The following is a 14,664-nucleotide window of genomic DNA, read 5'->3' as shown; positions in this document are numbered from 1 at the left end:
CCATATTTTGAAAGAGTATATATAATATACACCCCTATCTCAAAAACATATTATTTTCCCATTTCTGCAAAATACTTGTAGAAGTATGGGATCGTATTAATACCATTGAAAAACTGCTCCAAAGGATAGTTTTCGTTTGGTGAGTGAATAGCATCAGCTTCTAAACCAAATCCCATTAAAACAGCCTTAACTCCTAAAATACGCTCGAAATCAGAGATAATTGGAATTGAACCTCCACTACGAACCGGCACAGGACGCTGGCCATAAACAGTTTCACATGCTTTTTCTGCAGCCTGGTAAGCTGGCAGATCAATAGGACAACCATAAGCCTGTCCGCCATGCAAATGCTTCACTTTAACTTTTACACTCTTAGGCGCAATTGATTCAAAATGCTTGCAGAATAATTCTGCCAGTTTTTGATGATCCTGATCTGGAACCAAACGCGAAGATATTTTTGCATATGCTTTTGATGGTAATACTGTTTTAGCACCCTCACCGGTGTAACCACCCCAGATACCGCAAACATCAAATGACGGGCGAATACCTGTACGCTCATTCGTTGTAAAACCTTTTTCTCCGGCTAATTCCTCTACATCTAAGGCCTTTTTATATTCTTCTTCACTATAAGGAGCCTTTGCCATCATAGCACGCTCATCATCTGAAATCTCAACAACGTCATCGTAGAATCCTGGTACAGTGATGTGTCCATTTTCATCTACCATTTGAGTGATCATCTTCGCCAATACATTGATTGGATTAGCTACAGCACCTCCAAACAGGCCAGAATGTAAGTCACGGTTAGGACCAGTCACTTCAACTTCCCAATAGCACAGACCACGAAGACCTGTAGTAATGGTTGGAACATCAGGAGCAATCATTCCCGTATCTGAAACAAGGATGACATCAGACTTTAAAAGCTCTTTATTATCCTCACAGAACTTAGGTAAGCTTGGCGAACCAACTTCTTCTTCTCCTTCAATCAAGAATTTAACATTACACTTCAACTGATTGGTTTTAACCAGGTATTCAAAGGCCTTTGTGTGCATAAAACCCTGTCCTTTATCATCATCAGCCCCACGTGCATAGATCTTACCGTCACGTATTTCCGGTTCAAAAGGAGGCGACTTCCATAATTCCAATGGCTCAGCAGGCTGTACATCATAGTGTGCGTAAACCAAAACGGTAGGATATGATGGGTCCATCATTTTCTCGCCATATACAACCGGATTACCTTCTGTTTCCATTAGTTCTGCTTTATCAGCACCACCGGCGAGCAATAAGCTCTTCCAGTGCTCAGCACATTTGTACATATCATCTTTATGCTCAGGCTTAGAGCTTATAGATGGAATACGGATCAAACCAAATAATTCATCAAGGAAACGTTCCTTGTTGTCTTCAATGTATTGTTTTAAATCTTGCATATTATTGTTATTAATTTTATTATCTGATTGAAAAGTACATATCTCATCAACAATTAGCAAGGATAAATCTCATGCTTTATTGTCATAAGTATCAAAATTGATGAATCTCATTAAAATAAAAAGCGGCAACCCGATTTGTTCAGGTTGCCGCTTTATATTTTTTGCGTTTATATCAGGATAAACGATTATCAATTTTAAAATCTCTATAAACGAGCATTACTTAATGTTATTAAAAACATTTGTTACGTCGTCATCCTCTTCAAACTTGGCAAGCAATTTATCTATCTCTGCCATTTGCTCATCATTCAGTTCTTTAGTGTCCTGAGGAATTCGTTCAAATTCAGCATTCTCAATTTCAAAGCCATTATCTTCAAGGTACTTTTGAATAGGGCCAAAACCCTCGAAATCACCATAGATCATAATGAAACCTTCATCCTCAAAGATCTCCTGAACGCCAAAATCGATCAGCTCAAGCTCTAACTCTTCAAGATCAACACCTTCTTTCATGACAACCTTAAAGTTGCATTTATGCTCAAACATATAGTCTACACAACCACTTGTTCCCAGGGAACCGCCATACTTGTTAAAATATGAACGAACATTAGCTACCGTTCGCGTTGTGTTGTCAGTTGCTGTCTCAACCATAAAAGCTGTTCCGAAAGGACCATAACCTTCGTAAACCACCTCTTTATAATCAGCAGTATCTTTACTGCTTGCTTTTTTGATCGCGCGCTCAACATTATCCTTTGGCATATTTGCAGCCTTAGCATTCTGAATCAACACACGTAAGCGTGAGTTACTCGACGGATCCGGTCCGCTTTCTTTCACACACATGGTTATTTGTTTTCCAATCTTTGTAAAAGTTTTGGCCATTGTTCCCCAACGCTTGAGTTTTGAGGCCTTTCTATATTCAAATGCGCGTCCCATTTTGTAATAAATTCATCATTAATTATTCCGCAAATTTATAAGGGATTTTTGATAATTCTAATAAACGCTCCACTTTTATCACTAAATGCATCACTAATTAATCGTACTTCAGTTGCTTTAAGCTTGATATCAACCGAATCAATTGACTATTTTTATTATTTTTGCAGGCGTAATCATCACCTCTGAATGGCAAGAAAAGCAAAAAAAAATCAACAAAAAGTTATCTCTCGCGAGCAAGCACTTCGTCGCAAACACAGAGCTACCTTTTTATTGAATGACAAAGAAAAAGACGCTGTAAATGTTTATTGTAAAAAATACAAGATCAGCAACAAGTCTAAATTTATGCGTGAAACCGTTATGAAAGTAGTAATGGAGCAATTTTTAGAGGATTACCCCACTTTATTTGGCAAGCAAGATTTAGATCGATTAATATCGGATTAGCATTATTAGCCTGACGTTAAACCCTCTGACGAAAGCAAATCCTTTAAGCAATTAAATCAATGGAAGAGAAAATTCTATCTCTGATGCTCCAGGACTGGTTCTTTCTTTTCATCCAGTAGACAAAAATCACTATTCTGTGATTTATATTCAGGCACCATTGCTTTCATTCTGCTAACCAACAACTCATTCTTCTCCTTACCTAAAGCTACAAGCAATTCTTTCAAATTTCTGTTAACTTCTGTGTAGTTATGCTTACGAACATGAGCTATCATTATCTTCTCATGGTGTGTAGGTTTTGTATTTTCCTTTGTGGCTAACAATTCCTCGTAAAGCTTCTCACCAGGACGTAATCCTGTGTAGACTATTTTTATATCCTCGTCTACCTTTAAGCCCGACAAGCGAATCATCTCCTTAGCCAGATCAACAATTTTGACAGGCTCACCCATATCAAACACGAAAATTTCGCCTCCATTACCCATAAATCCTGCCTCTAACACCAATTGACAAGCCTCTGGGATGGTCATAAAATAACGGGTAATTTCTTTGTGAGTTACCGTTAGTGGACCTCCCCGCTCGATCTGCCTTTTAAACAAAGGCACTACAGAACCATTTGATCCCAACACATTACCAAAGCGGGTTGTTACAAACTCGGTTTGCATACCATATAACTGCGATAAGGCTTGTATATAAATCTCACAAATACGTTTGGATGATCCCATTACGTTCGTTGGGTTAACAGCTTTATCTGTTGAGATCATTACGAATTTTTCGACTTTTGTTTTAACAGCCAAATCAGCAAGAACTTTGACACCTCCGATATTAACCCGAATCGCTTCGTAAGGGTATGATTCCATTAATGGCACATGTTTATAAGCGGCGGCATTAAAAACGATTTGTGGTTTATACTCGCCAAAGACCTCTTCCATGCGACTCTTATTGGTCACATCGGCCAATACCAGTTCAAAGGGCGCATCGCTATGACTTAGCAATAGCTCCTGTTGCAAATTATACAAGGGAGATTCAGCAACGTCGACCATTATGATTTTCTGAATGGGGAATCGTAGCAGCTGACGAACAATCTCTGAACCAATTGAACCTGCAGCACCTGTTACCAATATAACCTTACCACCCAGGCCTTCCATAATTTTCAGCTGATTCAGGTTTATTTCCTCACGTCCTAGGATATCTTCAATTCTTATATCACGTATCTGCTTTTGATTGGATATTCCATTGACCCAGTTTTTAACTGAGGGCATAACCTTCAGCTTCCAACCTTTATCCATACAGAGATCGGTTATTTCATGCTTTCGCTGCACACTTATATTATTGATAGCCATAATGACCACATCAATACTTTTCTTTTCATATTTTTGCAGTACTTTTTCCCAGCTTAAAATGGGGCAACCATGCATAACAACATGGCTTCTTGATAAGTCATCATCGACAAAACCAACAATATTATATTCGTTTTCCTTGTCATTACGTATGGCTTCCAGAGTAATTTTTCCCATTTCTCCGGCTCCAAAAATCAGTGCCCTGGTAGTGGTTTGTTTGCGGGTCAGAAAAACGTATAGTTCTTTAACGAACATTCGAAAACCGATACATAAAATAACGCTGAGTAGAAAATGGAATATCAACACCAGTCGCGACAAACGCACTAGCCTAACATTATAATAATTCATTAACTCATTCCCGACAACCAATACAACGAAGGCTCCCAAGCATGAGCTAATGACAATTTTGAACTCATCATAGCTACTGTGACGTATAATTCCCCGATACGAACCCGATAAGTAAAATGCCAGGCTGTAGAAGAAAACAATAACAAAGCCGCTCAATGACATATCATAGGCCGAATATTCAGGCAGGTTTATATTTAATCGTACAATGTAGGATAAGACAAATACATTTGTTACAATAACTGTATCAATTAACAAAACCAACCATGGAGATACAATTCGTCCATTAAATATATTTAATAGTATAGCTCTCATATCACAATCACTAATAGTATAACACTAATCCAGAACCGCCCTCTGTTGCCCACTGATTCACTTCCAAGGATGAAATACACGAATTCGCAAGCACTTCGATTTCACAATGATATGACAAGATCATAGTTATTCAGGATTAGTAGTAAGCCTGGCTTACCTGGTTAAAAACTAAAACATTGAGTTTGGGACTGATAAAATTATGACATATTAATGTAAATAGCAGATTACAACTGACTTATTCCTTAAGATTATGACGAACAAACGATTTATACAGCTAAACTAATCGAAATGCGATGTGAAAGATTTTAAGCTACACTTATTAATTATGCAGTATATTTTAGCCCGATAATTACTGAAATAATGGTTCTTGTCAAATCTTTCTGAAATCTCAGCATTTTAGAAGATAGACAAGCCTATAAATTTTGAACTCCATTTAAAACAATTAGCTGCTTTAGATGGAGTTCAAACTTTGTATTATTACTATTTAGATTATTCTACAGATAGTATTAAACTATCCTGATTTATTACCATACTTTATGATTTATAGTACTTACCACTATAGCTAAAATTGTTATAGGCTCGTTTTGTCACCGGCAAGTCATTCAATACCAAGTTAAAGTTTTTGATTTCAGTTATCTTTTTATCTTTCAATAAATTAGTTAACATCGGCTTTGGCGTATGCTTATGCCTGGTAACCAGGATATTTATATCAGAGAGTCGACTCAATAGAAGAGCGTCTGTTACAAGTCCAATAGGAGGTGAATCAATAATAATGATCTCATAGAGGCGTTTCAATTCATTTATTAAAACAGCTGTTTGTTCACCAGCAATAAGTTCGGCCGGATTAGGTGGTATTTCGCCCGAAACCATTACATCCAGTCTATGCTCTTCGCAGGTATGAATCAATTTGCTTTTATTCTCAGGGTTATTTTGAGACAGAAAAGCACTCAGACCATAACCATTTTTCTTAATATTTAGCAACTTAACAACGCTTGGGCGACGCATATCAAAATCAACAATGATCGTCTTTTTCCCCAGTTGGGCGTACGAAATAGCAAGATTAATGGCATTGGTAGTCTTTCCTTCATTTGGAAGTCCTGAAGTAAACAGAATACACTTTGATGAACCATTATTAGGGTAGAATTCAAGAGATGTCCGTATGTTACGTATCGATTCAGCCAATACGGAATGTGTGTTACTATTAAGGAATAACTTCTTCTGACTGACTTTGGGAATAACACCAATGATTGGCAAGGAACTAATCTGCTCCAGATCTTCCTTATCCAACACTCTGTTATTTGTAAAAACGAAAAGGAAAATAATACCAAATGGGATAAAAAAACCAACAATTACAATGAGGGCAACCATAAGCTTTAAGTCAGGCTTTGTCTTAGCCATAACTTTAGCAGGTTCAATAATTTCATTGTCGGGTGTATTGGAAGCTTTGGCCAATTGAGCTTCAGAACGACGCTCCATTAGATAACTATGCATGCGATCGGTTGACTGAAACTTCTGTTCAATATCCAGCGAAACCTGTTCTTTCTGCGGCAGTCTCCTTATTTCATAACTCAACTGAATCAGTCGTTGATTGACATCATCCAAATCTTTTTGAGTTGAAGTAATATTACTTTTTGCTTGTTGAAGAATGATTTCCTTTTTTCCACTAATCTGTCGATTAATACGTGCAATGGCTGGATTATCCTCTTTGGAGTTGAATTGCAAACTTTGTTTCTCTGCATTCATAGTTGCCAACTCACTCACCATTTGATCGACAATAAGGTTCTCAACACCCTGCGCAGAAGGAGGAAGCAGATTCAGAATATTCTGGTTGCTTTCCAAAAAGTTAACCAGGTAATGGTAATAATCCAACTGCCTACTGATAATCGCTTTTTCCAGCTCCAGATTTTCAGTTTTATCTATTATCATCTGCCCTTGCATGGAAATATCCATCATCTCATTTCGTGACCTGAAATTCTCCAGCATATGCTTTGTCATATTTAAGGAATCACTCACATCAATCAGCTGATTTTCGATAAACTGAATGGTATTATTGGCAATTTGATTCTTTTTATCCAACGTGTATGCCACCGAGTTTTCTGCCAACTTATTAAGAAAATCTCTTCCCTTCTGGATGTTGTTTTGGTGAATGGATATCTCAAAAATAGAAGAGCCTGACTTGACTGAAGCAATATTTATTGCCTTCTGATAATAAGCAATAAGTTTATATAATGGGTTAATTTGAAAACTAAAGATACGATTTTGCAGCTGTTCATTAAGCGTATTATCATTAGGTAGAAGTGCAAAGGTAAGTCCTTCTATCTCAATCTGCTCAAAGAACTTATGTCGTTGAGAATAAGGTTGGTCATCCTGAGCTATTATAAATTCATCTTTAGAAATAAATTCTATTAGAAATTTTCTTTCAGGCAATGACACACCACTCGTATCTAATTTAACAGTGAATGGACTGTCTTTGTAGATTTCTATTTCTTTAAAGGTTTCATGTTCATGATAACTGATACCAAAGTTGAGTTGATTAAGCGTCTTTTCTATTTGCTGAGAAGATGTTAGGATAATCAGTTGGTTTTCTACATTATTGATTGTCCCCAGGTTAATACCAGGTAATGCTGACTCAGTAGCACTTATGGATGGTGCCTGTTCATTGGTATCTGAAATCAAAAGCCGCGTGCTTATCTTATATTGAGTAGCTGTCGATTTATAGATATATAATGCTACAGCAGTGGATAATGTTAAGAAAATAGGTATGTAATACCAATATTGTAATACCCGATAAAATAATTTAGTCAGGTTTAATGGCATTTCTTTAATATGATTATCATCACTAAACATCGTATAAAAGCTTAAGGTTATTAGCTATTAAAATTGTGTATTATAAAATGTATAAAGCAGTAAGGTCGTATTGATAAGCGTTAAAGTCAATTGCCATGGGATGGCGCTTAACTGAACAGACTTTAAACGTCTGGGTTGAACATACAAAACATCACCTGGTTTCAAATTGTAATATGGTGACAGTAGCAATTGATCATCGAGGGTATTAATAACAATAACCTGCTGTACATTGCCATCCATTCGCATCAATTGCACTTTCTTTTTGTTCGCAAAATCAGTTACATCTCCTGCTAAACTCAGCGCCTCAAGTATATTGATTTCCTCATCATATAGCAGGTAACGCCCTGGCGCACGAACTTCACCTAAAATGGTAATATTATCATTTAGTAATTTAACGGTTACACTACTTTCATCAATGTATTTGGAAACTACTTCCTGAATCTTATCACGTACCTGATCTAGAGTTAAATTAGCCACCTGAACCTTACCGACAAAAGGGAAGTGGATGGAGCCATCCTGCTCTACTCGATAACCAACAAGGCTGGCCGCCATCGGATTGTCAATTCTTGTGGTCGCACCCCTTTCATTATTCAGGAAAGAAGAGGTACGTTCATCCAAACTATTAATTTGTATATAAAGGTTATCATTGGGTTTAACCAGATAGGATGTTTTTTCAGGATGATATTGTAGCTCCACTTCCTCAAGGTCTTGCGCAATCTCACCCTGCAAGTAAATAGACTTTTTTAAAGGTACACAAGAACTAATTATTACTGTAAAGGCAATAAACCAGAAAGCTTTTTGTAGGGAATCAAGCATGATTAAAAGTGACTAGGTTATTAAATTCGTATTGTTTTGCTACAAATGTAGTTGATGTTGAGTGATTTTAATCATGCGAAATGATGTGTTTATCAAAAATTAAGCTCTACATATTGCTTTACTTATTTTTATACAACACGCCTTTTGAGGATGAAAAGACAAAAATATGAACATGCAAAATTCATATATTTCTGAATGCTTATAAGATTTTAAGCGGTTTGTATTTACACTAATGATCAATATTTTTTTAAAAAACTACAAACAGTCAATACTAGCACCATTCAACTCACTTAATCAAAACCTGTTATTAATGAGCTTAAGAGGCTAAACTTTGAAAAACTTCAGATTTGAACATTAAGGAAAATGTACAAGATTTCTTTCGATTTTTAGCAAAGTATCGTTAAGTCTTAATGTTTTTGAAAAACTTGATATAGTTTCAACTTATACCTGAATACAAAAATGTTGATTATTAAAATCGTTGATACAGGATTCTTTATTAAAATTTCTAATATTTTTTTCATTATCTGCGAATTACAAACTAATCTTTTGAATCACGTACCAAATCTTGCGTGCAGGAGCTTCTGGTCAATGTCACAAATCCGTTCGTCAACACTTTTAACACTTTTATGTAATTTTTTTCTTTACTAATCCAAACCTTTTTCATTTTTTTGCGTCAAAGAAAATGTTTAGTCCAAATAGTTTTGATTAAGATCTTTAGACTTAGAATAATTCCTTAATAGGGATAGTTTAATATACCATACATACTCAATGTAGATTTGTGGGATGGGATAGTGTTTGAATTTTTGAAGTTGTACATTAAATGATTTAGAAGTTATGAAGTATGTGATCAATTTATTTTTAGCCCTAATTTTAATATTCTCTGCTTGCACCGGCGAAAGCATAAATCCAGATACAGAGGTTCCTGTAGACCCTACAGAACCAGAAGCTCCGGTGGATAAAGAAACATCCACTCCTTGTGATTATGATTTTAATTCAACAAGCGCCAATGACACCTTAATAATTGAATGCTCACATGACCTGAATGGTCAAAAAATCATGTTACCTGAGAATGTAATCATTGATTACAAAGGTGGTGAAATTATTAATGGTGAATTAAATTTTAAACAAGCTGGTATTATTGATGGACGATTATTAAACCATCAACTTGGTGTTACCGGCTCAGTCAAATTAAATAGTTCAACCTATACTTTTGATAAGAATAAATGGGGTATTGTTGAAGGTATAGTTAGCGATGAAATTGCACTTGATAACAAAAACTTATTTCAAAGAGCAATTAACGATGTCAAAAGGCTTGGTGCAATCAATTTTAATATTGATCAATTAGATGCATACTTTTTGGTAACCAGTGACAGAAACCTGGTTTTACCTTTTGAAACATCAATCCATTTGCCTTCTAACTTCAACCTTAAAATGGCAGATAATGCAAATTTAAGAGTTCAGCCAAATAAATACGTTCGATATAATCTTCTTGAAATCAGGGGGCAATCAAATGTAACTATTACAGGTGGTAAATTACACGGCGATAGAGATAAACATGACTATACTCCTATCTACGATACAAATGGTCGTTTGCGAACAACACATGAATGGGGACATTTGATCAACATTTCATCTGGTGTAGATATTACTATTTCTGACGTAATTATGCAAAACGCAGCCGGAGATGGCTTAAATATTCACAGCATGAAATATGCGTTTGATCCAGAGTACATAGGAAGTAATAATGTACTGGTAACCGGTTGTACGTTTGATAGTAATCGACGCAATAACATGTCAATTACTGATGGTTACAATATCATTGTTGAGAATAATTCTTTTCTAAATGCAGGTGTCGACACCCAATACTCTGAAGGAACATCACCCAAATGCGGAATTGATGTTGAGGCATACCGAACAAGAGATGACAATGGCAACCTTATTGAGTATCAAATAGCAAAGGATATTACTATCAGGAATAATATTGAAAAAGGTAGTATGGCAAGTGCTTTTACTATCGCTATTGGTCAGGATATTACTATTGAAAATAACACAACTGAGAATACCATTGGATTTTCTTTAGCTAATGGAGTTAGGATTATAAATAACGTAATCAATGCTCAAGCTGATGATGTTGCACTTAAAGGAGGAAAACCTCAAAACTCAGAAACAATATTTAATAACGAAATATCAGGAAACACAGTGAATAGTGGTAATTTAGGTATTTCAATATATAACCAGGATATTGATGTGTATGATAATATCATCAAAAACTGCAAAACAGGAATAATGATAAACGATATCATTGGCAGCAATATATACGGTAACAAAATTTCAAGTGATGTAACAAATAGTTACGGGATTTTTACTCATATTGCTAGTGCAGACAAAGTTCAGATATATGAAAACGATATTAATACTACTTTCAAGCCTATCGCCTTTGTAAATGTTAATATTGAACAAGGAACAGAAGCGAACCAAATAACATTATCAAATAATGAATTAAATGGTGGTGAAGTATCAATTTCTAATTCTAATGGAATTATAGTGAATTAAAGAATCATAGAAATATAAAGAAAGAGGGTTTCTAAATTAGAAACCCTCTTTCTTTATATCATATTATCTAGTCCTTAAAATTGCAGCTTGATTCTAGCATACAACAACCGATAGGCATTATGCTATTGTGATTACTGCAGAAGATAATTGACAGCTATACTCTGAAATTGAAGAGCAAACGAAAAGCCTACCTTGCACACCCTATTAAATTCACTATTTCCTCATTATCGACATATTGACTAATTGAGTCACACAAGTCAATTGCAAAATCAACACCCGAAAACTTGTCAATATGGACCCCATCATATGTTGAATATCGATTATTTACATTGCTAAAATCCAGATAAGGTATTTGGTTGTTTGCACTGATTTCCTCTATACAAGCATTAAAATCAGGCCAATATGCATTTTCAATATTCAAAATCTCAATATCTACTGGCATTCTTACAAGAAATACGTTTCCAAATTGACTTAAGTAACACATTATCTCTTCGAGGCTATTCAACTTATCCTTTGATTTCATCCATTCTTTAGAGAACTTTGAATATAAATTTTCTTGATTTTCTTTCCACTCTGCTAATATCCTTGTATTATCAGGAAGGTTCGTTTCCTCAAGCCAGCCATCCTTATGTGTTTTTGATGACTTTCTAAAAACACCTCTGAAATGAAAGTAATCGAGATTTCGAATTAAATATTCGAAATTTGGATTCTTATCGACAAAATACATATTATGGGGAGGGGCATCAGAAAAATCTGTTCCTCCATTTCTCTCTGAAAGGACATATGGGTGAACAGAAAGGACAAAAAGACCATTTGTTTTAGTCGTATCCAGCTTTCTTTTTATACTTGACAGATATAAGCTATCGTATGTAATCTGAGCGATAGTGAAACTGTAGTTGAAAATAGGTAATTTGAAGTTACAATCTTTAAGTTGCTCGTTTATAACTTTTGGTTGCAAGCCCTGAAAGCTCCGAGAGTCTCCTAAAATTAAGGATGACGCTTTGGGAGTTGTGAACTTGTTATAGAAATAATCTATATATCCTCCCCATTGATTTAAGGTAAGTGTTAAAATAGTTATAACACAAAACAAGAAGGCTATGCATTTTAGCAAAAATCTTTTCATGACTCTTAAAATTGAAAATAGATAAATGATTGCGACTTTGCACCCAGAAATAAAATCAAACAGAAAATCGTTACATATGCACTCCAGCGCAGTACTCCAAATCGGATATTGGAGAACTCCAAACCATGTTTTTTACCCCTGTTTATCCATTCTACACTAAGCAATATCAAAATATACAAAACTGGTTTATAGTCAATTGCTGGCAGAGAGAAAAATGACATATCTATCATCCTCAGAATATAGTCGTAAGCAACACCTACATTTTCAGCTCGAAAAAACACCCATGAAAAGGTAACTAGAATGAAAGTGGAGCACATCATTATTAACTCTTTGAAACTTGGCAGTAATTTACCTTTTGCGACAACTTCGATATAATTTCTGTTCCTATTCAAAAGTAGCAGGGGTAAAAAATATAAGGCATTGATTGCTCCCCATATGATAAAAGTCCAATTAGCACCATGCCAAAAACCACTTACAATAAAAATGATCAGAGTATTCCTGATTTTGGCACTAATACCTCCTCGACTTCCTCCTAAAGGTATGTATACATAGTCTCTAAACCAGGTGGATAAAGAAATATGCCAACGACGCCAAAACTCCGAAATATCCCTTGAAAAATATGGGAATGCAAAGTTTTGCATTAAATTAAAGCCAAATAGCCTTGATGTGCCTATTGCAATATCTGAATAACCAGAAAAATCCCCATAAATCTGAAAGGCAAAAAATATTGCACCCATAAATAAGGTACTTGAAGATTGAGTGCCATAATCATTAAAAATCTGATTTACTATAACTGCACAGTTATCAGCGACCACAATTTTCTTAAACAATCCCCATAAAATCTGCCGCATGCCATCCGAAGCTTTAGATTCATCAAATACTCTTTGCTTAGCAAATTGTGGAAGCAGATGAGTCGCTCTTTCTATTGGACCTGCAACCAATTGAGGAAAGAAACTAACAAATGCAGCAAAAGAGACAAAATCTTGAGTTGGTTCAAGTTTACGTTTATATATATCGATTGTATAACTTAATGTTTGAAAAGTATAGAAGCTAATCCCTACCGGCAAAATTATATTGAGCGAATTGGCATTAATACTCCTTCCAAAAAATGAAAAAGCAGAAATAAAATTATCCAGGAAGAAGTTATAATATTTAAAGAATCCCAGAAAACCAAGATTCACTAGGATACTTGTCCACAACAGTAGCTTTCTTCTTACTATTCGATTTTCTGACTTAAGCTTTAAACCTATGGTGTAATCTACAAGCGTACTGAAAATTATCAACGAAAGAAATCGCCAATCCCACCAACCATAAAATACATAACTTGCCATTACAATTAGCAAGTTCTGTAATTTTAATTTGTTTTTTAAAACAAACCAATACAAGCAAAACACTATCGGCAAGAAGATTGCAAAATCAAGAGAATTAAAAATCATATATAAGTGCTAATGTTATTTCGTTTTAATAATGTTACCTGTCACTAACTTCAAATTTGAAAGGCTATTAGTTAATAAATACCTGGCTTTATTAAGAAAAAGAAAAAGTTGCATTTTAAAGCCATTTATTATCCAATAACGAGAATCCTCAAATTCAATATTCATGGCACCAAAACCATCCTTAAATCTGTTAATACCAACATTGCCTGCCAACCCAAAGTCATAACATGCATAGCCTTTCTGAATGCTGTGTTTTATCATCTCATTGTGCAAAAAATGTCCAATTCTTAAATCTGGTGAACTCCGTAAAATACCACCATATACATAGTTAAACCGTTGACCAATATCAAATACTATTAAGACTCCTTGCATTTCACCATTAACGTAACAACACGGAACAATACATAAGTCATTTGCAATCATATTCATTAAAAACGACCTCATCTTAGTCCATGACCGCACCTTGTATTTTTGAATGCCTGCAACCTGCTCAACAATTTGATAAGCTTCTTTAACCTCTTGAATTGATGTCACAAACCTCAACTCAAGCTCATTAGAATAAGCTTTTCTAATATTTCGTTTAGTGTTGGTATTGAAGCTTTCACTTAATCTATCGTATGAGTGCTGATCATTGCCTAATCTGATTGCCTTAAACCCATTCGTAGCCGTTAGGAAATCAATTTGACTACCCTTCTCTCCTTTATAGTAAGCACCATCCTCACTTATATCAACAAGGGCAAATTTCTCATAATCCGAATTGATATCTTTTAAAATTGGTGCTTTAATCTGACAATAGAAGGCTTTTATTCGCTTGCCCCTTTTAATAGAGTTTTCTACTACATCACTAAAAATAAATTCACTTCCCTTTGAGATTATTGGACCATTAGGAGCAAATAAAATTTTAAAATATGGAATTCCAATAATTATAAAACCTATACCTCCAATTATATATCCTTTACTGTTTCTAACAATTAAAAGATCATAATCACAAAAAGGATATTTGGAAAACGATTTCAGGTAGTGACTAACCTGTTGACAATGGCCTCTGGAATTATTTTTTAAATAACTATCCCATTCCATTAAATCATCTTCTGACTTAGTCCAGG

At 35.1% G+C, this 14,664-nt stretch carries 10 protein-coding genes; 2 read left to right on the top strand and 8 right to left on the bottom strand.

Annotated features, from left to right (window positions below):
* Positions 1-50: 50 nt before the first annotated feature.
* Complete coding sequence (locus ACRD69_RS02380) at positions 51-1,421, bottom strand: dipeptidase (RefSeq protein ID WP_430813463.1); 1,371 nt, start codon at positions 1,419-1,421, stop codon at positions 51-53.
* A 216-nt stretch (positions 1,422-1,637) separates the two neighbouring features.
* Positions 1,638-2,348, bottom strand: coding sequence for a YebC/PmpR family DNA-binding transcriptional regulator (locus tag ACRD69_RS02375; protein WP_430813462.1), 711 nt, complete (start codon positions 2,346-2,348; stop codon positions 1,638-1,640).
* Between the two features lie 186 nt (positions 2,349-2,534).
* On the opposite strand from ACRD69_RS02375, the gene ACRD69_RS02370 reads away from it, so the two are divergent.
* Complete coding sequence (locus ACRD69_RS02370; RefSeq protein WP_430813461.1) at positions 2,535-2,789, top strand: hypothetical protein; 255 nt, start codon at positions 2,535-2,537, stop codon at positions 2,787-2,789.
* A gap of 74 nt (positions 2,790-2,863) precedes the next feature.
* On the opposite strand, the gene ACRD69_RS02365 is transcribed toward ACRD69_RS02370, so the two are convergent.
* From ACRD69_RS02365 to ACRD69_RS02355, 3 genes are all read right to left on the bottom strand, one after another.
* The gene (locus tag ACRD69_RS02365; RefSeq protein WP_430813460.1) at positions 2,864-4,783 is read right to left on the bottom strand and encodes a polysaccharide biosynthesis protein; all 1,920 of its coding nucleotides are present in this window, start codon (positions 4,781-4,783) and stop codon (positions 2,864-2,866) included.
* A gap of 534 nt (positions 4,784-5,317) precedes the next feature.
* Positions 5,318-7,630: a GumC family protein gene (locus tag ACRD69_RS02360; protein ID WP_430813459.1), complete on the bottom strand. Its 2,313-nt coding sequence runs from the start codon at positions 7,628-7,630 to the stop codon at positions 5,318-5,320.
* Between the two features lie 27 nt (positions 7,631-7,657).
* Positions 7,658-8,446: a polysaccharide biosynthesis/export family protein gene (locus ACRD69_RS02355; protein ID WP_430813458.1), complete on the bottom strand. Its 789-nt coding sequence runs from the start codon at positions 8,444-8,446 to the stop codon at positions 7,658-7,660.
* Between the two features lie 834 nt (positions 8,447-9,280).
* On the opposite strand from ACRD69_RS02355, the gene ACRD69_RS02350 reads away from it, so the two are divergent.
* Positions 9,281-10,999, top strand: coding sequence for a glycoside hydrolase family protein (locus ACRD69_RS02350; RefSeq protein WP_430813457.1), 1,719 nt, complete (start codon positions 9,281-9,283; stop codon positions 10,997-10,999).
* A 187-nt stretch (positions 11,000-11,186) separates the two neighbouring features.
* On the opposite strand, the gene ACRD69_RS02345 is transcribed toward ACRD69_RS02350, so the two are convergent.
* From ACRD69_RS02345 to ACRD69_RS02335, 3 genes are read right to left on the bottom strand one after another with little or no spacing between them, the layout of a single operon-like run.
* Positions 11,187-12,122, bottom strand: a complete 936-nt coding sequence (locus tag ACRD69_RS02345; RefSeq protein ID WP_430813456.1) for a hypothetical protein — start codon at positions 12,120-12,122, stop codon at positions 11,187-11,189.
* A gap of 5 nt (positions 12,123-12,127) precedes the next feature.
* Positions 12,128-13,558 carry an MBOAT family O-acyltransferase gene (locus ACRD69_RS02340; RefSeq protein WP_430813455.1) on the bottom strand — a complete coding sequence of 477 codons (1,431 nt, stop codon included), beginning with the start codon at positions 13,556-13,558 and terminating at the stop codon, positions 12,128-12,130.
* Positions 13,559-13,573: 15 nt separating this feature from the next.
* Positions 13,574-14,638 carry a GNAT family N-acetyltransferase gene (locus tag ACRD69_RS02335; RefSeq protein WP_430813454.1) on the bottom strand — a complete coding sequence of 355 codons (1,065 nt, stop codon included), beginning with the start codon at positions 14,636-14,638 and terminating at the stop codon, positions 13,574-13,576.
* Between the last annotated feature and the right edge of the window lie 26 nt (positions 14,639-14,664).

Source organism: Carboxylicivirga agarovorans (assembly GCF_050589845.1).
GTDB classification, from domain to species: Bacteria; Bacteroidota; Bacteroidia; order Bacteroidales; family Marinilabiliaceae; genus Carboxylicivirga; species Carboxylicivirga agarovorans.
The sequence above is the reverse complement of the archived record's forward strand: the minus strand, read 5'-3'. Positions and strand labels throughout refer to the sequence as shown.

Coding starts and splice junctions, on each gene's coding strand:
- ACRD69_RS02340 (WP_430813455.1), bottom strand. CDS start 13,558: ATGATTTTTAATTCTCTTGATTTTGCAATCTTCTTGCCGATAGTGTTT.
- ACRD69_RS02370 (WP_430813461.1), top strand. CDS start 2,535: ATGGCAAGAAAAGCAAAAAAAAATCAACAAAAAGTTATCTCTCGCGAG.
- ACRD69_RS02380 (WP_430813463.1), bottom strand. CDS start 1,421: ATGCAAGATTTAAAACAATACATTGAAGACAACAAGGAACGTTTCCTT.
- ACRD69_RS02365 (WP_430813460.1), bottom strand. CDS start 4,783: ATGAGAGCTATACTATTAAATATATTTAATGGACGAATTGTATCTCCA.
- ACRD69_RS02345 (WP_430813456.1), bottom strand. CDS start 12,122: ATGAAAAGATTTTTGCTAAAATGCATAGCCTTCTTGTTTTGTGTTATA.
- ACRD69_RS02335 (WP_430813454.1), bottom strand. CDS start 14,638: ATGGAATGGGATAGTTATTTAAAAAATAATTCCAGAGGCCATTGTCAA.
- ACRD69_RS02355 (WP_430813458.1), bottom strand. CDS start 8,446: ATGCTTGATTCCCTACAAAAAGCTTTCTGGTTTATTGCCTTTACAGTA.
- ACRD69_RS02360 (WP_430813459.1), bottom strand. CDS start 7,630: ATGTTTAGTGATGATAATCATATTAAAGAAATGCCATTAAACCTGACT.
- ACRD69_RS02350 (WP_430813457.1), top strand. CDS start 9,281: ATGAAGTATGTGATCAATTTATTTTTAGCCCTAATTTTAATATTCTCT.
- ACRD69_RS02375 (WP_430813462.1), bottom strand. CDS start 2,348: ATGGGACGCGCATTTGAATATAGAAAGGCCTCAAAACTCAAGCGTTGG.